The 19,990-nt window shown below is 55.7% G+C and carries 21 protein-coding genes and 1 pseudogene; 7 read left to right on the top strand and 15 right to left on the bottom strand.

Annotation, left to right across the window (positions count from 1 at the left end; translation table 11 throughout):
- Positions 1 to 11 precede the first annotated feature (11 nt).
- The 8 genes and pseudogenes from ftsI to kdgR all read right to left on the bottom strand — a co-directional run bounded on the left by ftsI (position 12) and on the right by kdgR (position 5,233).
- On the bottom strand, positions 12 to 1,751 hold the full coding sequence (ftsI, locus tag WFN61_RS12565; protein WP_312235295.1) for a peptidoglycan glycosyltransferase FtsI: 1,740 nt from the start codon (positions 1,749 to 1,751) through the stop codon (positions 12 to 14).
- A gap of 213 nt (positions 1,752 to 1,964) precedes the next feature.
- Positions 1,965 to 2,174 carry a transcription antiterminator/RNA stability regulator CspE gene (gene cspE / locus WFN61_RS12560; RefSeq protein ID WP_001062678.1) on the bottom strand — a complete coding sequence of 70 codons (210 nt, stop codon included), beginning with the start codon at positions 2,172 to 2,174 and terminating at the stop codon, positions 1,965 to 1,967.
- A gap of 12 nt (positions 2,175 to 2,186) precedes the next feature.
- Positions 2,187 to 2,330: pseudogene (locus WFN61_RS20970) on the bottom strand (DUF2627 domain-containing protein).
- Positions 2,331 to 2,379: 49 nt separating this feature from the next.
- The gene (locus WFN61_RS12550) at positions 2,380 to 2,637 is read right to left on the bottom strand and encodes a hypothetical protein (RefSeq protein ID WP_337038729.1); all 258 of its coding nucleotides are present in this window, start codon (positions 2,635 to 2,637) and stop codon (positions 2,380 to 2,382) included.
- Between the two features lie 108 nt (positions 2,638 to 2,745).
- On the bottom strand, positions 2,746 to 3,762 hold the full coding sequence (locus tag WFN61_RS12545; protein WP_312274423.1) for an MBL fold metallo-hydrolase: 1,017 nt from the start codon (positions 3,760 to 3,762) through the stop codon (positions 2,746 to 2,748).
- A gap of 24 nt (positions 3,763 to 3,786) precedes the next feature.
- Positions 3,787 to 4,077 carry a YebO family protein gene (locus WFN61_RS12540; RefSeq protein ID WP_144818655.1) on the bottom strand — a complete coding sequence of 97 codons (291 nt, stop codon included), beginning with the start codon at positions 4,075 to 4,077 and terminating at the stop codon, positions 3,787 to 3,789.
- Between the two features lie 74 nt (positions 4,078 to 4,151).
- Positions 4,152 to 4,295: a PhoP/PhoQ regulator MgrB gene (mgrB, locus tag WFN61_RS12535; protein ID WP_042391312.1), complete on the bottom strand. Its 144-nt coding sequence runs from the start codon at positions 4,293 to 4,295 to the stop codon at positions 4,152 to 4,154.
- Between the two features lie 146 nt (positions 4,296 to 4,441).
- Positions 4,442 to 5,233: a DNA-binding transcriptional regulator KdgR gene (gene kdgR / locus WFN61_RS12530; protein ID WP_042391313.1), complete on the bottom strand. Its 792-nt coding sequence runs from the start codon at positions 5,231 to 5,233 to the stop codon at positions 4,442 to 4,444.
- Between the two features lie 177 nt (positions 5,234 to 5,410).
- Here kdgR and WFN61_RS12525 point away from each other — a divergent pair, with 177 nt between their 5' ends.
- Positions 5,411 to 6,781 carry an MFS transporter gene (locus tag WFN61_RS12525; RefSeq protein WP_144818653.1) on the top strand — a complete coding sequence of 457 codons (1,371 nt, stop codon included), beginning with the start codon at positions 5,411 to 5,413 and terminating at the stop codon, positions 6,779 to 6,781.
- Positions 6,782 to 6,825: 44 nt separating this feature from the next.
- Here the strand turns inward: WFN61_RS12525 and htpX are convergent, their stop codons facing one another.
- The 4 genes from htpX to WFN61_RS12505 form a co-directional block, all read right to left on the bottom strand.
- Positions 6,826 to 7,707, bottom strand: a complete 882-nt coding sequence (gene htpX, locus WFN61_RS12520; RefSeq protein WP_042391315.1) for a protease HtpX — start codon at positions 7,705 to 7,707, stop codon at positions 6,826 to 6,828.
- 193 nt (positions 7,708 to 7,900) lie between these two features.
- Positions 7,901 to 9,949, bottom strand: coding sequence for a carboxy terminal-processing peptidase (prc, locus tag WFN61_RS12515; protein ID WP_144818651.1), 2,049 nt, complete (start codon positions 9,947 to 9,949; stop codon positions 7,901 to 7,903).
- 19 nt (positions 9,950 to 9,968) lie between these two features.
- Entirely contained in the window at positions 9,969 to 10,661 is a 693-nt protein-coding gene (proQ, locus tag WFN61_RS12510; protein ID WP_042391318.1) for an RNA chaperone ProQ, read from the bottom strand.
- 97 nt (positions 10,662 to 10,758) lie between these two features.
- Complete coding sequence (locus WFN61_RS12505; RefSeq protein WP_144818649.1) at positions 10,759 to 11,256, bottom strand: GAF domain-containing protein; 498 nt, start codon at positions 11,254 to 11,256, stop codon at positions 10,759 to 10,761.
- Between the two features lie 131 nt (positions 11,257 to 11,387).
- Here WFN61_RS12505 and yebS point away from each other — a divergent pair, with 131 nt between their 5' ends.
- From yebS to WFN61_RS12480, 5 genes are all read left to right on the top strand, one after another.
- Positions 11,388 to 12,671: a membrane integrity lipid transport subunit YebS gene (gene yebS, locus WFN61_RS12500; protein WP_144818647.1), complete on the top strand. Its 1,284-nt coding sequence runs from the start codon at positions 11,388 to 11,390 to the stop codon at positions 12,669 to 12,671.
- Complete coding sequence (locus WFN61_RS12495) at positions 12,640 to 15,276, top strand: PqiB family protein (protein WP_186370585.1); 2,637 nt, start codon at positions 12,640 to 12,642, stop codon at positions 15,274 to 15,276. The genes yebS and WFN61_RS12495 overlap by 32 nt, the downstream gene beginning before the upstream one ends.
- 81 nt (positions 15,277 to 15,357) lie before the next feature.
- Complete coding sequence (gene rsmF, locus WFN61_RS12490) at positions 15,358 to 16,797, top strand: 16S rRNA (cytosine(1407)-C(5))-methyltransferase RsmF (protein ID WP_337038728.1); 1,440 nt, start codon at positions 15,358 to 15,360, stop codon at positions 16,795 to 16,797.
- A gap of 113 nt (positions 16,798 to 16,910) precedes the next feature.
- On the top strand, positions 16,911 to 17,150 hold the full coding sequence (locus WFN61_RS12485; protein WP_144818641.1) for a YebV family protein: 240 nt from the start codon (positions 16,911 to 16,913) through the stop codon (positions 17,148 to 17,150).
- 131 nt (positions 17,151 to 17,281) lie between these two features.
- The gene (locus WFN61_RS12480) at positions 17,282 to 17,473 is read left to right on the top strand and encodes a YebW family protein (RefSeq protein ID WP_042391328.1); all 192 of its coding nucleotides are present in this window, start codon (positions 17,282 to 17,284) and stop codon (positions 17,471 to 17,473) included.
- A gap of 534 nt (positions 17,474 to 18,007) precedes the next feature.
- Here WFN61_RS12480 and WFN61_RS12475 read toward each other — a convergent pair.
- From WFN61_RS12475 to yobA, 3 genes are read right to left on the bottom strand one after another with little or no spacing between them, the layout of a single operon-like run.
- Complete coding sequence (locus WFN61_RS12475) at positions 18,008 to 18,346, bottom strand: YebY family protein (RefSeq protein WP_144818639.1); 339 nt, start codon at positions 18,344 to 18,346, stop codon at positions 18,008 to 18,010.
- Between the two features lie 15 nt (positions 18,347 to 18,361).
- Positions 18,362 to 19,225, bottom strand: coding sequence for a copper homeostasis membrane protein CopD (copD, locus tag WFN61_RS12470; protein WP_144818637.1), 864 nt, complete (start codon positions 19,223 to 19,225; stop codon positions 18,362 to 18,364).
- 1 nt (position 19,226) lies between these two features.
- Positions 19,227 to 19,601 (bottom strand): CopC domain-containing protein YobA, encoded by a 375-nt coding sequence (yobA, locus tag WFN61_RS12465; RefSeq protein ID WP_337038727.1) that lies wholly within the window; start codon positions 19,599 to 19,601, stop codon positions 19,227 to 19,229.
- A 134-nt stretch (positions 19,602 to 19,735) separates the two neighbouring features.
- On the opposite strand from yobA, the gene WFN61_RS12460 reads away from it, so the two are divergent.
- A complete protein-coding gene (locus tag WFN61_RS12460; protein ID WP_042391334.1) occupies positions 19,736 to 19,966 on the top strand; it encodes a DNA polymerase III subunit theta in 231 nt (76 codons plus the stop codon).
- The last annotated feature ends 24 nt before the right edge of the window (positions 19,967 to 19,990 follow it).

The following is a 19,990-nucleotide window of genomic DNA, read 5'->3' as shown; positions in this document are numbered from 1 at the left end:
CGGGAAATGTCTTAACGCAGCGGATCCGCGCCGCTATGGGAATTCAGCACCACTAAATGACTTGAGTCGGGAGCCATACCGTCAGGCGTGACGTTTTCTGCCCGCAGTACGTTACCCATAATTTCGCTAAATACCGGTGCCGATACCGCCCCACCATAGTACGCACCGTTCTTTGGATCGTTAATCACCACCGCGAGAGCATATTTTGGCGCGCTGGCCGGGGCAACGCCAGCGGTATAGGCCACGTACTTATTGACGTATTTACCGTTCTCGTCGATCTTTTTGGCGGTGCCGGTTTTCACCGCCACGCGGTAGTCGCGTACGGCAGCTTTGATCCCACCTCCGCCCGGCAGGGCCACGCTCTCCATCATGTGTTCGACCTCATGCACTATTTCCTGTGGCATCACCTGGGTTCCAACGATCGGCGGATCGACGCGGGTAATAGAGAGCGGACGCGCCAGGCCATAGCTGCCGATGGTGGCATAGACGTGGGCCAGCTGTAGCGGGGTGACCATTAAGCCATAGCCAAACGAGAAGGTGGCGCGATCGAGCTGGCCCCAGTATTTGCGCACCGGCAAGACGCCGCTGCTCTCCCCGGTCAGCCCCAGACCCGTTGATGTACCAAAGCCAAAGGCTTTATAGGTATCCAGCAGGCGCTGGATCGGCATCGCCAGCGACAGATGTGACACGCCGGTATCGCTCGATTTTTGCAGGATGCCGGTGAGGGTGAGCTCTGGATAGTATCCTACGTCGCGAATGCGGTGGCCGTCGAGGGTATAGGGGTGGGTGTCCACCACGCTGTCAGGCTGAACGATCCCCTCTTTCAGCGCGGCCATCAGCACCATCGGCTTCACCGTTGAGCCAGGTTCAAACGTATCGCTGATGGCACGGTTGCGGAAATCATCGAGGGTCGCGCCGCTGCGGTTGTTGGGGTTGAAATCAGGGTAGCTGGCCATCGCCATGATTTCGCCGGTCTGGATACGCACCAGCACCGCCGCGCCGGATTCGGCTTTATTCCAGCTGACGGCGTTATCCAGCGCGTCTTCGGTCAGGGTTTGCAGGCGCTTATCGATACTCAACATCAGCGTTTGCGCCGGGACGGCAGGCGTTTCGGTCATATTTTCGATAACGTGTCCGTGGCGATCTTTGCGCACCCGACGCAGACCGGGCTTGCCGGTTAGCTGGGCATTGAAACTCTTCTCAATGCCCTCGATCCCCTGCCCGTCCACGTTGGTGAAGCCAATCAGGTTAGCCGCAACGTGTCCGCTGGGGTAAAAGCGGCGCGACTCCTCCTGCAAATTGATGCCCGGCAAATTAAGGTTATCGATCCATTTTGCCTGCTGCGGGTCGAGCTGGCGGGCAAGGTAGATAAAACGGGATGTCGTGTTACGTCGGACGCGTTCGGCTATCTCGTTCAGCGGCATATTCAGGGCGCTGGCCAGCGCCTGCCAGCGCGGGTTCACTCTCACCCCACCGCTGCTGTTGATGGCTTTAGGATCGGCCCAGATCGCACTCACCGGCACACTCACCGCCAGCGGCAGCCCATTGCGATCGACGATCATCCCCCGAGGCGGCACAATCTTCTCTTCCCGAATCGAGCGCATATCCTCCTCTTTGACCAACTTTTCCGGCGAGACGACCTGGAGCCAGGCCGTTCGCCCCAGCAGCAGGCCCAGCGCACAGATAATGGCCACGCAGAGCAAGGCAAAACGCAGAGGGGTATAGTTGCTGGAAAGAGATTTGTTTTTCACCTTGGCTCCTGAAACGGATTAACCCGCTGATTTGACAGGAAACAACAAGAGAAAGGGAAAAAAGTGTGCTAATAACGGTATGGCTTTGCAACAAAAGAAGAATGGAGAGGCTTACAGTAACATTTTGAAAAACAAGCATTAAAAAGCCCCGCACGCGGCGAGGCTTTTACGCTGACATTGATGCGCTAATCGCGCTCAAGCAGTGGAGGAAAATCAGATAGCAGTAACGTTAACCGCTGCTGGGCCTTTCTGGCCGTCCTGAATTTCGAACTCAACGTTCTGGCCTTCAGCCAGAGTCTTGAAGCCGTTACCCTGGATTGCAGAGAAGTGTACGAACACGTCTTTGCTGCCGTCAGCAGGAGTAATGAAACCAAAGCCTTTAGACTCGTTGAACCACTTAACTTGACCTTTAATCTTTGCCATTTGCAAAATTCCTTAGAGTGTTTTCTTAGCCCGCAGGCATTGACCGAGATGAAACTGAGACATTACTGCATGAGGCACTAAATAAGGTTCGGCAGAGAAGCAGTATTCAACGACAACGTGTTTACTCAGAACTTCTTTACTGATAATGCCACACATAAACAGAACTGTACCTCGTTTAACCTACACCGTGTTATCACATACAACGTTAATTATGGCAAGCCATTTTTAATGATGTCTGGATCTGTCGCACAAATTCAGCGGCAAGCAGAACAACAGATGTGCAGCTAAGCTGACACAGCGATGTCGTATCGTCCAGCCTGAGCTTTACAATGGCTAAATAGAGCATGTCGTTAGCAATTTTTGTGCAATAGCCTACTGAAAAATCATGAAAACGGGTGAGTGAAAACGTTTTTGCCCGGCAATCAGAAATGGATAAGTTGACCACCGAATAATTGTTGCTCAATTAGTGCACCCCCTGCACCAAAATAATGAAAGTTTAATGACACTGCATCAATTCAAAGCAATAAAAACGTTTCGCTAAAAATAATATCGTTTATATAACCTCTCCAGGCTACTCTGCTGTCTGTTTAATAGTCTGGGCATCGAGAGATAAATACTCACCTATTTTCAGGATCCTAAAGTTATCCGTTTGGGTCACCGTCTCGTTTAATACCGCGGCCAGCTCCCGGGCTGGCTCGTCCACCGCTTCATCCGCCAGCTCAAAGACGCCCCAGTGGATAGGAAAAGCCAGCGGCTCACCGATCTGCTGCCAGAGTGACACCGCATGCTGCGGATCCATATGATGCATGGACATGAACCAGCGTGGTGCATAGGCACCGACCGGCAACGCAGCGGAATCGAGTTTGCCCAGGCGCTCGGGGATCGCCAGCAGGTCCGGCGTGTAGCCGGTGTCGCCGGCAAACCAGAAGCGATGCGCCCGGGATTCCACGACCCAACCGCACCAGAGTGAACGATCTCTGTCCCACGGCGTACGCATGCTCCAGTGCTGGGCGGGTACGGCGCTTAGGGTCATTCCCTGGAAGGTGAAGCTCTGCCACCAGTCAAGCTCGACCACGTGGCGCACGCCGTGGCGGCGACACCAGCGGCCCAGCCCAAGGGGAACAAACAGCGTGACGTCTGGAAAGCGTTTTAACAGGGCGCGGATGGTGCGGGTATCGAGATGATCGTAATGGTTATGCGAAATGAGGATGGCATCCAGCGCCGGTAGATCGTTAACGTTCAGCGGCGCGGGACTTTTGCGCTGCGGCCCGGTAAAGCGTACCGGGGAGGCACGGTTAAAGAAGAGCGGATCCGCCAGCAGATAACAGCCGTCCAGACGGAGCAGCATGCTGGCATGGCCCAACCACCAGACCCCGTCCCCGCTGCCGCCTATTTCGGCACGCTGCCACCGCTGCTGAAGAAAAGTGTCGTAGCCGCCCTCGGGAGGATGCGGCAGCCCGGCGGCGCGGCGCTCTTTTTGCCAGCGCTCAACGTCACCGGGCTGATGCCCACCGGGGGTCAGATTACGAAACCCCTGGGGCGTATGGTGAGTCAGGGCTGGATTATACCAGGGATTTTTCCATGCCATCACTCACCACCCTTTCCAGCTTATTTAGCGTTCAGCCACCAGACGGATAAAATCGTCGCCGTCGGTTTGCACTGTTGCCGCCGTTTTTGCTTCCGGCTCGGCTTTTTCCGGCGCGCTGGCCTCGCAGAGGCGACGCAGCAGCACGTTCTGTCGTTTTTGTTGATCCAGTAGCGCCTCAAGCAGTTCAATCTGCTCATTAGCGCGGGAGCTGGCCCGGTTTACAAAGAACCACAGTATTAGCCCAACGACCAACACCACCAAAGAAATTACCAGGGACGCAAGATTGAACGCGCCCGAATTCAGTACTTCGTTCATTACACCACCTCAATGTTGACGCGCTATCTTACCACTGACATTAAGGAAGGGAATGATTCGAAGCAAAAATGCCGCTACCAGGGGATAAATTTATTGATAACGCAAATACCGCTGAAAAACTGTACGTCCTGATCGCACATCACATTGAGCATCTGAGTCCAGAGCATCAGGCAAATTACCAGGATGGCAATCACGAGCAGCCACCGAAACTTTCTCACTCTTCTCTCCGAATCAACGTCTTATGCAAACAGGTTACTACTGGCATATTAAACCGGAGCTAACTGTAGCGCTATTTGACTATTCAGGAAACCGCGGCAAAGAGGGAGCAGAGATGAAAACGCCGCGTCTGGCGCGGCGTCTGGTATCAGAACGGATAGTCGTTATAGCCCATCTGCTCGGAGATTTTACGCGCTGCGGTATGCAGCATCTCAACATATTCATGCAGACGCTCTTCAGAGAAGCGCAGCGTTGGGAAGGAGATACTCAGGCCTGCGATGACCACGCCAAAGCGGTCAAAGACCGGCACACCAATGCAGCGCAGCCCCTCTTCCTGCTCTTCGTTGTCTTCGCCATAGCCCTGCTCGCGAACGGTATCAAGCACGGGTAGCAGATCGTCGGTAGTGGTAATAGTGCGATCGGTGCTGCGCTTATACTCAACGCCTTCAAGGATCTGTTTCACTTCCTCGCGATCGCGCCAGGCCAGCAGCACTTTACCGATGGCGGTGCTATAGAGCGGGTTGCGGCGGCCGATACGGGAGTACATGCGCAGATTGTACATAGAGTCAATTTTATGGATGTAGACAATGCTGTCTTCATCCAGCGCGCCAAGGTGCACCGTCTCTTTGGTCAGGCGCGAAAGCTCACGCATCTGGATATCGGCGCTGCGAATTAAATCGACGTTTTGCAGCGCGCGTGCGCCGAGTTCAAAGAGCTTAAGCGTCAGGGAGTACTTCTCTGACTCCCCCTCCTGGGCCACGTAGCCAAGGGATTTCATCGTCTGCAAAAAGCGGTAAACGGTGCTTTTCGACATCATCACACGCTGAGACAGTTCAGTAATGCCAATTTCCCGCTCTTCCCCGAGCGCCTGCAGAATGCCAAAGACCTTCAGTACTGAAGAGACAGAATCTGGCTGTTTGTCCAAATCTGCGATTGCCATTAATCACCTCATCGCGAGTGTTTTATAAAATTTAGAATAGGTTTTTATTATAATTTCGTCGCGGGTCGCCCGCAATGGCAGTTTGTTAACTTCGTTACAAATCTGCGATATAAAAACAGCGCACAGCGGGTAAAATCGTTCTCACGATAATAATTTCAGCTTAATCATATAAACTCTATGGATAAATCTTTTACAGAAGGCCTGCCGATACCGCAGCGTTACGGAGCGATACTGACCATCATCATCGGTATTGCCATGGCGGTGCTTGACGGCGTCATCACTAACGTGGCGCTGCCGACTATCGCCAGCGATCTGCACGTCTCCCCGGCAAGCTCGATCTGGGTGGTTAACGCTTACCAGATTGCTATCGTGATCTCGCTGCTCTCCTTTGCATTTCTGGGGGATATGTTTGGCTACCGACGGGTTTACCAGTGCGGACTGGCGTTCTTTACCGTCACCTCGTTTCTCTGTGCCCTCTCCGATTCGCTCACCATGCTAACCCTTGCTCGTATCGCCCAGGGCTTCGGCGGCGCGGCGCTAATGAGCGTTAACACGGCGCTGATTCGGCTCATTTACCCTCAGCGCAGCCTGGGCCGGGGGATGGGTATTAACTCGTTTGTCGTCGCGGTCTCGTCGGCGGCGGGCCCGACCATTGCCGCAGCGATCCTCGCCGTTGGTTCGTGGCAGTGGCTATTTTTGATCAACGTGCCGCTGGGGATCGTCTCTTTGCTGCTGGCGATGCGCTATCTGCCCGCCAACCCGCCGCGCCGCAGCACGACGCGCTTCGATCTGCCCAGTGCGGTGATGAACGCCCTCACCTTTGGCCTGTTGATCCTGGCTCTCGGGGGCTTTGCCCAGGGGCAGTCTCTGACGCTGATCGCTGGAGAAGTAGCGGTCATGCTGGTCATCGGGTATTTCTTTATTCGCCGCCAGCTTGGGCTTCCCGTGCCGCTGTTGCCGGTAGATCTGCTGCGCATTCCGCTTTTTTCGCTCTCTATCTGCACCTCAATCTGCTCATTCTGCGCCCAGATGCTCGCCCTGGTCTCACTGCCCTTCTTTATGCAGAGCGTGCTTGGACGCAGTGAGGTGGAGACCGGGCTACTGCTGACCCCGTGGCCGCTGGCAACCATGGTGATGGCCCCATTGGCGGGGTATCTGATTGAACGAGTTCACGCGGGTCTGCTGGGTGCGGTGGGTTTGGCGGTCATGGCTGCGGGGCTGCTGGCACTGGCGCTTCTCCCTACGGCACCGTCGGATATGGATATCATCTGGCGGATGATGCTCTGCGGCGCGGGCTTTGGGCTATTCCAGTCGCCCAATAACCACACCATTATCACAGCCGCGCCGCGTCAGCGCAGCGGCGGAGCCAGCGGTATGCTTGGCACGGCGCGCCTGCTCGGGCAGAGCATCGGGGCCGCGCTGGTCGCGTTGATGTTTAATCTTTTTACCGATCACGCCACGCACGTTGCGCTGCTGTTTGCTGCGGTATTAGCCGCCGTTGCCGCCGCTTTCAGTAGCCTGCGGATGACGCAGAAATCCCAGGCATAAAAAAAGCGCGTCCTTAGACGCGCTTTTTATTACAACGGCTTGTGTTACTTCAAGTACTCGCCGCTGCGCAGGGCTTCAATACGCTTATCCAACGGCGGGTGGCTCATAAACAGCTCGCTCAGGGATTTGGATTTCCCGTTGATGCAGAAGGCCATCATTGTGCTGGCTTCCTGCGGCTCGTAGCTGGTTTTCAGACGCTGCAGAGCAGCTATCATCTTCTCACGGCCTACCAGCTTCGCCGATCCGGCATCGGCATGGAATTCACGGTGACGTGAGAACCACATGGTGATAATGCTCGCCAGAATACCAAACACCAGCTCCAGCACCATCGACACTGCAAAGTAGATCAGCGGATTGCCGTTGCTCTCTTCGCCTTCGTCGCGGTTGCCACCCATAAAGCCTGCGGCGATCTGCGCCAGGATACGCGAGATAAAGATAACAAAGGTGTTCACCACGCCCTGGATCAGGGTCATGGTCACCATGTCACCGTTGGCGATGTGGCTGATCTCGTGAGCGATAACCGCTTCGGCCTCATCACGGCTCATGTTCTGTAGCAGGCCGGTGCTTACCGCAACCAGCGACGCATCACGGCGCGCGCCGGTGGCGAAGGCGTTAATGTCCGGGGCGTGATAGATGGCAACCTGCGGCATCGCGATGCCTGCCTGCTGCGACTGCTGCGCCACGGTGTTCATCAGCCAGCGCTCCATATCGTTGCGCGGCTGCTCAATGACTTCTCCTCCGACCGACTTCAGGGCCATCCATTTCGACATTAATAGCGAAACGAACGAGCCGCCAAAACCAAACAGCAGCGCCATGATCAACAAGCCCTGAACGCTACTCGACTGAATACCCGTCAGGCTCAGCACCAGCCCGAAGACCAGCATCACCGCCAGGTTCGTTAACAGGAAGAGCGCGATCCGCATCATAATTTTCTTTTAACCTCAACTTAACAAAACGCACTATGCGACTACCCACATCGTATGGGTATATTGGCTATTTTCAAGCATAACCCGCGCGTAAGTTACCAGAAAGACACAACTTTACATTTAGACGCGGCAGCCTTACGCCGCGATACGCTTGTTAAAAAAAACAGGCACAATTTCTTGTGCCTGTTGCGGTTTACTGTGCTTTAGCGGGCTGCGCTGGCGGGCTATCTTTCTCGATATGTGCCAGGTCGAGGGCGATATGCACCGTCTCATCAAGGTAGGGATCCGGCTCCTGATAATCCTTCGGCAGATCGTCCAGCTTCTTCAGCACCGGCTTGCCTTCACGCTTAAAGCGGTCGTTGAGGCGGGCCAGGCGAATCGCGTCATCTTCCGCGTTCTCTTTCTCACGCTGGGCAAGGTTGAGAGATATCTGATTCCGCTTATCTTTCAGGGCATTGAAGCGAGCAATGTCCTTCAGGATGTACTGGAACTCCGGATCTTTGGCAATACGATCGTCATGCTCCTTGAGCAGCTGCGGCCCAAGCGGCGTCAAATCGCCAGATTTCACAAAGGTCGCAGCGTTGATGCTATCCCACGGCAGCGCGTTATCTTCAAACTTCTCACCGGTTTCGGTCTCTTCATTGCCGGTCGGCATGATGATATCCGGCGTCACGCCCTTACGCTGCGTGCTGCCGCCGTTAACGCGGTAGAATTTCTGAATGGTGTACTGCACCGAACCCAGCGCCGGCCACTCCGGACGCAGCATCTGATCGTAGATGCGGTTAAGAGAGCGATACTGCTGCACCGTGCCTTTACCGAAGGTCGGCTCACCAACGATCAGCGCCCGGCCATAGTCCTGCATCGCGGCAGCAAAGATCTCTGACGCCGAGGCGCTAAAGCGGTCAACCAGCACCACCAGCGGGCCTTTGTAGTAGACGACGCCGTCGGTATCGCTGTCTTCTCGCACTTTGCCGTTGTTATCTCGCACCTGCACCACTGGACCAGACGGAATAAACAGGCCGGAGAGTGAAACCGCTTCGGTCAGCGCCCCGCCGCCGTTGGTGCGCAGATCGATGATCACGCTGCTGACGTTCTGTTTCTCCAGCTTCTGCAGCTGCACCTTGACGTCATCGGTCAGGCCAACGTAGAAACCAGGAATATCCAGCACGCCCACCTTCTCTTTGCCGACGGTTTTCACCGACATCTTCACGGCGCGATCTTCAAGGCGGATACGCTCCCGGGTCAGGGTGACGATACGGGTCTTGGTCCCTTTACCGGCAGGCAGGATCTCAAGGCGTACCTTGCTTCCCTTCGGACCTTTGATCAGGGCAACCACGTCATCAAGACGCCAGCCAATCACGTCCACCATGTTCTGGCCCGGCTGGCCGACGCCAACGATACGATCGCCAACGGTGATGGCTTTGCTCTTCGCTGCCGGACCGCCTGCTACCATGGAGTTAATCACGGTGTAGTCGTCGTCCATCTGCAGCACCGCCCCGATCCCTTCAAGAGAGAGGCTCATTTCGGTATTGAACTGCTCGGTATTACGCGGCGACAGATAGTTAGTGTGCGGGTCGATCTCGTGGGCAAAGGCGGTCATCGCCAGAGAGAAGACATCTTCACTGTTGGTTTGCGCCAGACGGCGAATCGCGAACTTATAGCGACGGGTCAGCGTCTCGCGGATCTCTTTCTCGTCCTTACCGGTCAGCTTCAGGCTCAGCTCATCGAACTTCACCTTGGCATCCCACTGGGCGTTCATCTCCGCGTCGTCTTTCGGCCACGGCGCTTTGCTGCGATCTACGTTGAAGGTGTCGTTGCCGGTGAAATCCATCGGCCGTTCAAGCACCTTCAGCGCATATTGATAGCGTTCAAACCGGCGCTTCTGCGCCAGGTTATAGAGCGCATAAAACACGTCGAGTTTGCCGGTACGCAGCTCCTCGCCGAGCACGCTCCGCTTCGGCATGAACTTCTCAACGTCGCTTGCCAGCAGCACGTTATGGCTGTAGTCCAGCAAGTTTAAATAGCGATCGAAAATCTTGCCCGAGAATGCCTCATCGAGATCGAATTGACGGTAATGGGAACGGGTGAAGCGCGATGTCACGCGCTCACTGACCGTTGCATGCTGGGTCTCTTCCTTTAATACCGGAATCTGATCGGCACGCGTAATATCTTCAACGGCAAAAGCCTGTCCTGCAATCAGGAACAGGCCAGCCAACGCGGTGCGCTTAAACAAAGTGTTCATGCCGGGCCTGGCCTCCGTTTCAGAACAACAGGTGTTCTGCGCGTACAATCATCGACATGCCTGAGGTCAGCTGTACACGAACACCGTCTTTGGTGATCTCCAGTACAGTGGCGTCCATTGCGTTGTTGCCCGCTTTCACCTTGAGGTTCTGACCCACGTTCAGCGCAGTAATATCGGATACTGGCGTATGCTGTGGCTCTTCACGCGGTGCGCGCTGAGGTTTCGCGGCAGGTTTGTCGGCGCGTGGTTTACGCTGCTCATTGCCCTCTTTACGGCGCGGTGCAGGACGCGGTTTACGCTCGCGGCGTGGCGCATCTTCCTGCTCACCGGCAGCAGCAGCGGCTTCGCGCTTTTTGGCCTGCTGTTCAGCACGCTGGGCCTGGACACGGGCTTTCGCCTCTTCCAGCTGCTTACGCGCATGCTCAACATGCTGTTCGTCCAGTACACCGCTTGGATTGCCGTCGAGATCGACGCGCGTCGCGCCTGCTTTGATCCCATACAGGTAGCGCCAGCTTGAGGTGTAAAGACGCAGCGCAGAACGAAGCTGAGTTTTGCTGAGGCTCATCTCTCCTTCAACGCGCTCTACCAGATCCTGAAAAATACCAATTTTCAGGGGGCGCGCTTCACCTTCTGCACTGAAACAGTGAGGAAAACGTTCGGCCAGAAAGGCGATAACTTCTTTACTGCTATTCAACTTAGGTTGATTTTCCATGAAATTTCCTGATTACAACGGACGTTGCCAACAAGCCGCAGGCATGAACAGGCGTCATTATAATGACCCCATCAGTAAATGCTACGTTATCCGTTGATTATACTGCGTCGCCCGCAAAGAATTTTTGATAATCGGTCGCTTCCAACAGGCGTTCGAGGTGCGAAACCAGCTCGCGCAGCCCCTGCTCATCCTCGGCCGTGAAGCGAGAAAATACCGTGCTGTCGATGTCAAGCACGCCAATAATCTTATCCTGAACCACCAGCGGCAGAACAATTTCCGCGTTGCTGGCAGAATCGCAGGCGATATGCCCGTCAAACGCATGGACGTCTTCCACGCGCTGGACGCTGTTTTGCGCCACTGCCGTACCGCAAACGCCGCGGCCTACCGGAATGCGCACGCAGGCAATCTTGCCCTGGAACGGGCCCAGCACCAGCGTATCGCCCTCCAGCAGATAAAAACCTGCCCAGTTAACGCCCTCAAGGCGTTCAAACAGCAGCGCGCTGGTATTCGCGAGCGTGGCTAAAAAACTGGTTTCACCTGCCATCAATGCCTGAAAATCGCGGTTCAACTCCGCGTAAAATTCACTTTTGTTCATTATTCAATCACTTGTTGTCATACAAAAAAAGGTAGCCTAGCCTATTAAAATAAACATTAAATGCCTTCATGCTCAAGATAATCCATTCATGAGTTAAGATAGATTAATTCGAACATAGTCCAAAATATGTCATGGCGCTGAAAACTCAAAAGTTAGTCACCGGTAAGAAAATGGCGATTCGTGCTATTGGCGATCCTCTGCCACGAGCACATTATCAGCGCTGCCCGCAGTGCGATACGCTTTTTGCGCTGCCTGCAATGAAATCACACGAAAGTGCGTATTGCCCGCGCTGTGATGCGAAGGTCCGCGATGGCCGGGACTGGTCACTTACCCGACTTGGGGCGATGGCCATCACCATGCTGATGCTGATGCCCTTTGCGTGGGGCGAGCCGCTGCTGCACCTCTACCTGCTGGGGACGCGTATTGATGCCAACCTGCTGATGGGGATCTGGCTGATGACCTCCCAGGGCGATCCGCTCACCGCCGCTATGGTACTGTTTTGTACCGTCGGAGCCCCGCTGGTGCTGGTGGCCGCTATCGCCTATCTCTGGTTTGGTAACCGACTGGGGATGAACCTGCGCCCGGTGCTGCTGATGCTGGAGAGGCTGAAAGAGTGGGTAATGCTGGATATCTACCTGATCGGCATCGGCGTCGCCTCAATAAAGGTTCAGGACTATGCGTATCTGCAGCCGGGGGTGGGACTGATCGCCTTTATCGCGCTGGTGATTTTAAGCATCCTGACCCTTATCCATCTCAATATTGAGCAGCTGTGGGAGCGTTTCTACCCTCAGCGCCCCGCTACGCGCCCGCACGAGAATCTGCGCGTCTGTCTGGGGTGCCACTTCACCGGCCTGCCGGATCCGCGGGGACGCTGTCCTCGCTGCCATATTCCGCTGCGCTACCGCAGACGGCATAGCATTCAGAAGTGTTGGGCCGCGCTTATTGCCTCAATGGTGTTTCTGCTGCCGGCCAACCTGCTGCCTATTTCAGTTGTCTATGTCAACGGCTCGCGGCAGGCGGATACCATCATGTCCGGGATTATGTCGCTGGCGAGCAGCAACGTCGCCGTCGCGGGCATTGTTTTTATCGCCAGTATCCTGGTGCCGTTTACCAAAGTCATCGTCCTGTTTACACTGCTGGTGAGTATCCATTTTAAATGCGAGCAAGGGCTGCGCACGCGCCTGCTGCTGTTGCGTTTCGTGACATGGATTGGCCGCTGGTCGATGCTCGATCTGTTTGTGATTTCAATAACGATGTCACTCATTAACCGCGATCAGCTTCTCGCGTTTACCATGGGTCCCGCTGCGTTTTATTTCGGCGCAGCGGTAATTTTGACTATTCTTGCTGTGGAATGGCTGGACAGCCGCTTACTTTGGGATGCACATGAGTCAGGAAACCCCCGCTTCGCCGACTGAAGCGCGCATTAAAACAAAACGTCGAATTTCGCCTTTCTGGCTGCTACCTGTTATCGCACTAATGATTGCTGGCTGGCTCTTGTGGAGCAGCTATGAGGATCGCGGTAACACCATCACCATTGATTTCGTCTCGGCTGACGGCATCGTGGCCGGGCGTACGCCGGTGCGCTACCAGGGCGTTGAGGTGGGTACCGTGCAGGACATCCGCCTGAGCGAAAATCTCAATAAAATTGAGGTGAAGGCCAGTATCAAAGCGGATATGAAGGATGCCCTGCGTAACGATACTCAGTTCTGGCTGGTAACGCCAAAAGCGTCGCTGGCGGGGATCTCCGGGCTGGATGCGCTGGTCGGCGGGAACTATATCGGCATGATGCCCGGCAAGGGCGAGCCGCAGGATCACTTTACGGCCCTTGATACCCAGCCGAAGTATCGTCTCAGCAACGGCGAGCTGATGATCCATCTCCACGCCCCCGACCTCGGTTCGTTGAGCAGCGGCTCGCTGGTCTATTTCCGCAAAATTCCCGTTGGGCGCGTCTACGACTACTCGATCAATGCCAACAAGCAGGGCGTCACCATTGACGTGCTGATTGAGCGCCGCTTCACCAGCCTGGTAAAAAAAGGCAGCCGCTTCTGGAACGTCTCTGGCGTGAAGGCGGACGTCGGCCTGAGCGGGGCGAAGGTAGAGCTGGAGAGCCTTGCCTCACTGGTCAACGGTGCCATTGCTTTTGACTCCCCGGAAGCATCAAAACCGGCAGAGAGCGATGACGAGTTCGGCTTGTATAAAGATCTGGCCCACAGCCAGCGCGGGGTGATCGTCAAGCTCGCCCTGCCCGGTGGCGAGGGGCTGAAAGCTGGCTCTACCCCGCTGATGTACCAGGGGCTGGAAGTGGGTGAGCTGACCAAGCTCGATCTTAACCCCGGCGGCGCAGTGAGCGGAGAGATGACCGTTGACCCGAGCGTAGTTAATCTGCTGCGCGCCAATACGCGCATTGAGATGCGCAGCCCCAAGCTCTCTTTAGACAATGCCAGCGTCAGCTCGCTGCTTACCGGCACCACCCTTGAACTGGTCCCTGGTGAAGGCGAGCCGCGAGACAACTTCGTTGTGCTGCCCGCAGACAAAACCCTGCTTCAGGAGCCGGGCGTGGTGACGCTAACCCTGACCGCACCGGAGAGCTACGGCATTGACGCAGGTCAGCCCATCGTGCTGCACGGGGTACGAATAGGCCAGGTACTGGAGCGCAATCTGTCCGCGAAAGGCGTCTCTTTTGCTGTGGCTATCGATCCCCAGTACCGTGAACTGGTGCAGGGCGACAGCAAGTTTGTGGTTAACAGCCGGGTTGATGTCAAAGTAGGCCTGGACGGCATAGAGTTCCTTGCCGCCAGCGCCAACGAGTGGATCAGCGGCGGGATCCGCATCCTACCGGGAACCAAAGGCGAGATAAAATCTACCTATCCGCTGTTCGCAAACATCGATAAAGCGATAGAAAACAGCCTCAGCGACCTGCCGACTACAACCCTGACGCTGACCGCCGAGAAGCTGCCGGACGTGCAGGCCGGTTCGGTGGTGCTCTATCGTAAGTTTGAGGTGGGCGAGGTCATCAACGTTCGTCCACGCGCTAATGCGTTTGATATTCAGCTGCACGTTAAGCCGGAGTATCAGTCCCTGCTGACGCCTAACAGCGTCTTCTGGGCTGAAGGTGGCGCAAAAGTGCAGCTTAACGGCAGCGGGCTAACGGTGCAGGCTTCCCCGCTTGCCAGAGCCATCAAGGGTGCGGTGAGCTTTGATAACCTTAACGGTGCCAACGCCTCTACTCGCAAAGGCGACAAGCGGATCCTCTTCCCGTCAGAAACCGCGGCGCGTGCCGTGGGCGGCCAGATTAAGCTTCACGCCTTTGATGCAGGTAAGCTTGCCCCTGGCATGCCGATCAAATACCTCGGCATTGATATAGGCCAGGTGCAGGATCTGGAGCTGATTACCGAGCGTAACGAAGTACAGGCCACCGCCGTGCTCTATCCAGAGTATGTGAACACCTTTGCCCGCAGCGGTACGCGATTCTCGGTGATTACGCCGCAGATCTCAGCGGCCGGGGTTGAGCACCTTGATACTATTCTGCAGCCCTATATCAACGTTGAGCCGGGCCGGGGCGGTACTGCCCGCCGGGAGTTTGAACTGCAGGAAGCCACCATCGCTGACTCACGCTATGTCGACGGCCTGAGCATTGTGGTTGAGGCCCCTGAAGCGGGCGGGCTGAATATCGGTACGCCGGTGCTGTTCCGCGGTATTGAGGTGGGCACGGTGACCGGCCTGACCCTGGGCACGCTCTCGGACCGCGTCATGGTTGGCCTGCGCATCAGCAAGCGCTTCGAGCACCTGGTGCGCAACAACTCGGTGTTCTGGCTGGCATCAGGCTACTCGCTGGACTTCGGTCTGGTGGGGGGCGTGGTGAAAACCGGCACCTTTAACCAGTTCATCCGCGGCGGCATTGCGTTCGCAACGCCGCCGGGGACCCCACTGGCACCGAAGGCGCAAACCGGCAAACACTTCCTGCTGCAGGATAGCGAGCCGAAAGAGTGGCGCACCTGGGGCACTGCCCTGCCGCGCTAACCCCCTGCTCCGGCGCGCCTGCTGCGCCGGAGCGTTTTATGCTACACTGCGCCCCCTCATTTGTTGCTGGTGGTGTAATTCGTGGCTCATAACGCTGTCTATCTTCCTGAAGAATTTCTTGCGCAGATGCGTCTGGCTATGCCGACGCATCTCTCCATCGATGACTTTATTGCCGCCTGCCAGCGTCCGCTGCGCCGCAGCATTCGGGTCAACACGCTTAAAATTTCCGTGGCAGCGTTTCTGGATTTGGTCGCCCCCTATGGCTGGCAGCTGACGCCGGTGCCGTGGTGCGAAGAGGGATTCTGGATCGAGCGCGAAGATGAAGAGGCGCTGCCGCTTGGCAGCACCGCCGAGCACCTCAGCGGACTGTTTTACATTCAGGAAGCCAGCTCAATGCTGCCGGTTAGCGCCCTCTTCGCCGACGGCAACCAGCCTCAGCGGGTAATGGACGTTGCCGCCGCGCCCGGGTCGAAAACCACCCAGATTGCCGCGCGGATGGATAACACCGGGGCGATCCTCGCCAATGAATTCTCCGCCAGCCGAGTGAAGGTATTGCATGCCAATATCAGCCGCTGCGGGATCCGCAACGTGGCCCTGACCCACTTCGATGGCCGGGTATTCGGCGCGGCGCTGCCTGAAACCTTTGATGCCATCCTGCTGGACGCGCCCTGCTCTGGTGAAGGCGTGGTGCGCAAAGATCCCGATGCCTTGAAAAACTGGTCCGTTGCCAGCAATCTGGAGATCGCCGACACCCAGCGCGAGCTGATCGACAGTGCCTTTCACGCTCTGCGCCCCGGCGGGACGCTGGTCTACTCAACCTGCACCTTAAACCAGGATGAGAACGAAGCGATTTGCCACTGGCTCAAAGCCCGCTACCCCGATGCGGTTGAGTTCCTGCCGCTGGGGGCTCTGTTTGCCGATGCCACGCAGGCATTGACCCCCGACGGCTTCCTGCACGTCTTCCCGCAAATTTTCGATTGTGAGGGATTCTTTGTGGCCCGGCTGCGTAAAACGGCCTCGGTCGAGCCGCTGCCTGCGCCCGGCTATAAGATGGGTAAGTTCCCCTTCTCGCCCGTCAAAGGCCGGGAGAGCGCTCAGATAATCCAGGCCGCAGCGGCCTCCGGGCTGTATTGGGACGACACATTACGCCTTTGGCAGCGTGATAAAGAGCTCTGGCTCTTCCCGGAGCAGATCGAGGCGTTGACCGGAAAAGTCCGCTTTTCGCGCATCGGTATCAAGCTCGCCGAGACGCATAACAAAGGCTACCGCTGGCAGCATGAGGCGGTGATTGCCCTTGCCGGCACCGATAATCCGCTGGCCTTTGAGCTTGATCCCGCTGAAGCAGAAGAGTGGTATCGCGGCCGGGATATCTACCCGCAGGCAGCAATCGCGCATGACGAGGTGATTGTAACGTTCCAGGGGCAGCCCCTTGGTCTGGCAAAAAAAGTCGGCTCGCGCCTTAAGAACAGTTACCCTCGGGAGCTGGTTCGCGACGGTCGTCTGTTTGCCAACAAAGCGTAAGTCCGGAAAAAAAGCGCACTTTTTGACTGGCGGGATAGGCCATGTTGTACCAGGCTGAAAAATAGGGTGACTGTACTGGTCGTACCACATTCCGCAGATCAATGGAGAGCATTATGACGAAAACTACCGTGCGCATTGGCCAATTTGAGATAGATGATGCTGAGCTGCAAGGCAATGAGCCAGGAGAGCGGACGTTACGCATTCCATGCAGCTCCGATCCCGATTTATGTATGCAGCTTGATGCCTGGGACGCTGATACCAGTATTCCGGCGCTGCTTAACGGTGAACAGTCTGTGCTTTACCGTGAGCACTACGATCAACAAACCGATACCTGGATTATGCGCCTCGGCTGATATCCGTTGAACCCGCCGCCCGGCGGGTTATTTATCCATACCCTCCCTTGCCCAGTTATTTACGCCTGGAATTTCCTCTCTTTACCTTCATCCCCTACACTTAATCTAAGCGGTACGGAAGTGAGGATGGAATGGTCGCGCTGGTTCTTTTTATTTGCTACCTGGATGGTGGCTGCGATGACATCGTTATCGATGTATACAATACCGAACAGCAGTGCCTGGTCTCTATGGAGGAGCAGCGCATCCGTCACGGCGGCTGCTATCCGGTAGAGGACTTTGTCGACGGCTTCTGGCGACCGGCTCAGGAGTTTAGCGATTTTTAATAGGCATAGAAGAGTTTAAACAGTAATTGATATAGCCACATTACCCTTTCCCTGATAGAGCAACGCCCACTTATCGTTAGTAACAAACTGATATCGCACTGTGCATTCATGATCTGCCGCTTCAGCGGTGGCAGCTTTGAGGGCAGAAAAAATGATTAATAGCCTAAAAAATCCCTGGACGCCCGTAGGGCCGAGTATGTTATGGTTTAACCTGAATACAGAGAATTCATGAAATTTTCGCGGCGTTTAGTTGGGAGACTAAAAAAGCTGAGTATTCAAAAAGATAAAAAAAGACCGAATACGATTCCTGTATTCGGTCCAGGGAAATGGCTCTTGGGAGAGAGCCGTGCGCTAAAAGTTGGCATTAATGCAGGCTAAATACGCCTGGCACTTTAAGAATAGATGACAGCGCCAGCTTTTCCAGTCTCCAGACTCGGTGGCAGGAAAAAAGAGTGATTGTCACGGCCGTAAACAAAAAAACCGCAACGCTTCGTTAATGAAGCCTGCGGTTTTTTGTTATGAATCACGCCGACATTAGCAGAGCGTTTCGGCACGCTCGATAAACGGGGCAAGACTCATCTTTTCCCCAGGCTTCGCGGGATCGTCAACCTGAATAGTGGAGATGGGCTGACCGCTGTTCTCGCCTTTGGCGACCTGCTGCTCCGCGGCATCGTTGAGCGGATACTGCACCAGCGTGCTGGGGTTGATAGCAAACAGCGCATGGCCTGGACGGCAGGTGAGCATCACCTCTTCACGGTTAAACGCCCATTTCTCTTTACCCACATCTAAACGGCTTACGGTGATCACCTGCGGTGCGGCCAGCGCACTAACCGAACAGGTGAGTAACAGAAGAGTGAGAATACTTTTTTTCATTTTTTCGCCAGTTATTTAAAAAGGTTCAAGTGTCGCAAACACGCTGACCGTTGCCAGCACCACAATGCCGAGAACCACTTCAGCTTGCGTCATCCGGATAAACGCCGCGCGCGCCTGAGCTTCCTGCACACGAAAACGCGGCACCAGCACATAGCGGTTTACCAGGGCAATCATCACCATCAGCAGTACCAGCGCGCATTTGACCAGCAGCAACTGACCATATGTACTGTGCCATGGCAGCACCACGCCCTGAATAAGAAGCGCATTGATGATGCCGGAGAGTAACACCCCTGCAACCGCCAGATGTCCGTAACGGGAGAAACGCATCAGGCTATTTATTGCCGCCAGGCGACTGGGCGTTTTTACCCGCTGCATACAATACAGCACCGGCAGCAGACCGCCAAACCAGGCGGCGGCACACAGAAGATGAACAGCATAATTAAGCCGGGTAAACACCCCGGTCGCCCCATCATGCATCGCCGCATGGCCGGTATTTGCCAGCAGCAGCAGTTGGGCGGTCACCAGCAGCAGCACCCGCCCCTGCTGATACATAAAGCCCAGCAGCAATGCTGCCAGCGCGAGAATAATCTGCCACAGCCAGACGCTACCAAATTGCGTTTCGCTTACCGCCAGCCAGATATCTGGCTGCCAAACGTCGTGCCAACCGCTGCCCATCATACCGCCCTGCACGGCAAACATCAGCAGCGCACTGAAAAACGCCAGCGCCAGCGCGCCGCGTTGCATAGGCATAAAACGACGCTGGAGCGCGGGGCGGATCGTCGGGTCGGCAAGCCAGTGTGCAAACGCGGCGCTGCCAAATACCAGCATCAGGGTCAGAAAGTGGATAAACCGCAGGCCAACGTAGCAAAGCGCGAGCATATTACTTCACGCTAAACCGGTAGCTGCCCTGGGTTTTATGCCCGTCAACGGAGACAACGTGCCACTCTACGGTATACTCACCGGGTGTGAGCGCCTGCTCAATGGGCGCAATCAGCTCTGTTTTATCGTTGTCGTTACGCTTTACCGCACCGATTTTTACCGCCTGCTGCTGCGAGCCAGTTACCTTTACGCCGCTGAACTTGGGTTCAATGCCTTCGGAAAAATTGAGGGTCAGCGCCTGGGGAGCCGCAGTGACGTTCGCATCGGCGGCTGGATACTGATGTTTCAGGTGAGCATGCGCGAAAACCGCAGGCGAGGCAGCGAGAGAGGCCAACAGCAGTAGCGTGCGGCAGGAAGACTTAGCGGTAAAACCCATCGTTCTATTCCCTTTTGTTATGTCTATAGGACAAAGAATAACTCTGTATAATGGTGCAGTCGAGTCTGTACCGATGCGGGCTTGCCTTTCTGCAGCAGGCTTAGTACTTTTGCGCCGTTAAACCGGGAGGACCTATGAAAACCAATCTTGCACTTCTGCCTCAGGATGAGATGGACAAAGTTAACGTTGACCTGGCGGCCGCTGGCGTGGCCTTTAAAGAGCGCTACAATATGCCGGTTATCGCAGAGGTGGTGGAGCGCGAACAGCCCGCTCACCTGCGCGACTGGTTTCGCGAGCGGTTAATTGCTCATCGCCTGGCATCCGTGTCGCTTTCACGCCTGCCCTACGAACCTAAAATCAAATAATCGCCCCGGTTGCTGGAGAAGAGG

It is taken from the genome of Pseudescherichia sp. AS216 (genome assembly GCF_037152055.1).
In the GTDB taxonomy this organism is placed as follows: domain Bacteria; phylum Pseudomonadota; class Gammaproteobacteria; order Enterobacterales; family Enterobacteriaceae; genus Pseudescherichia.
This window is presented reverse-complemented; position numbering and strand designations above follow the sequence as displayed.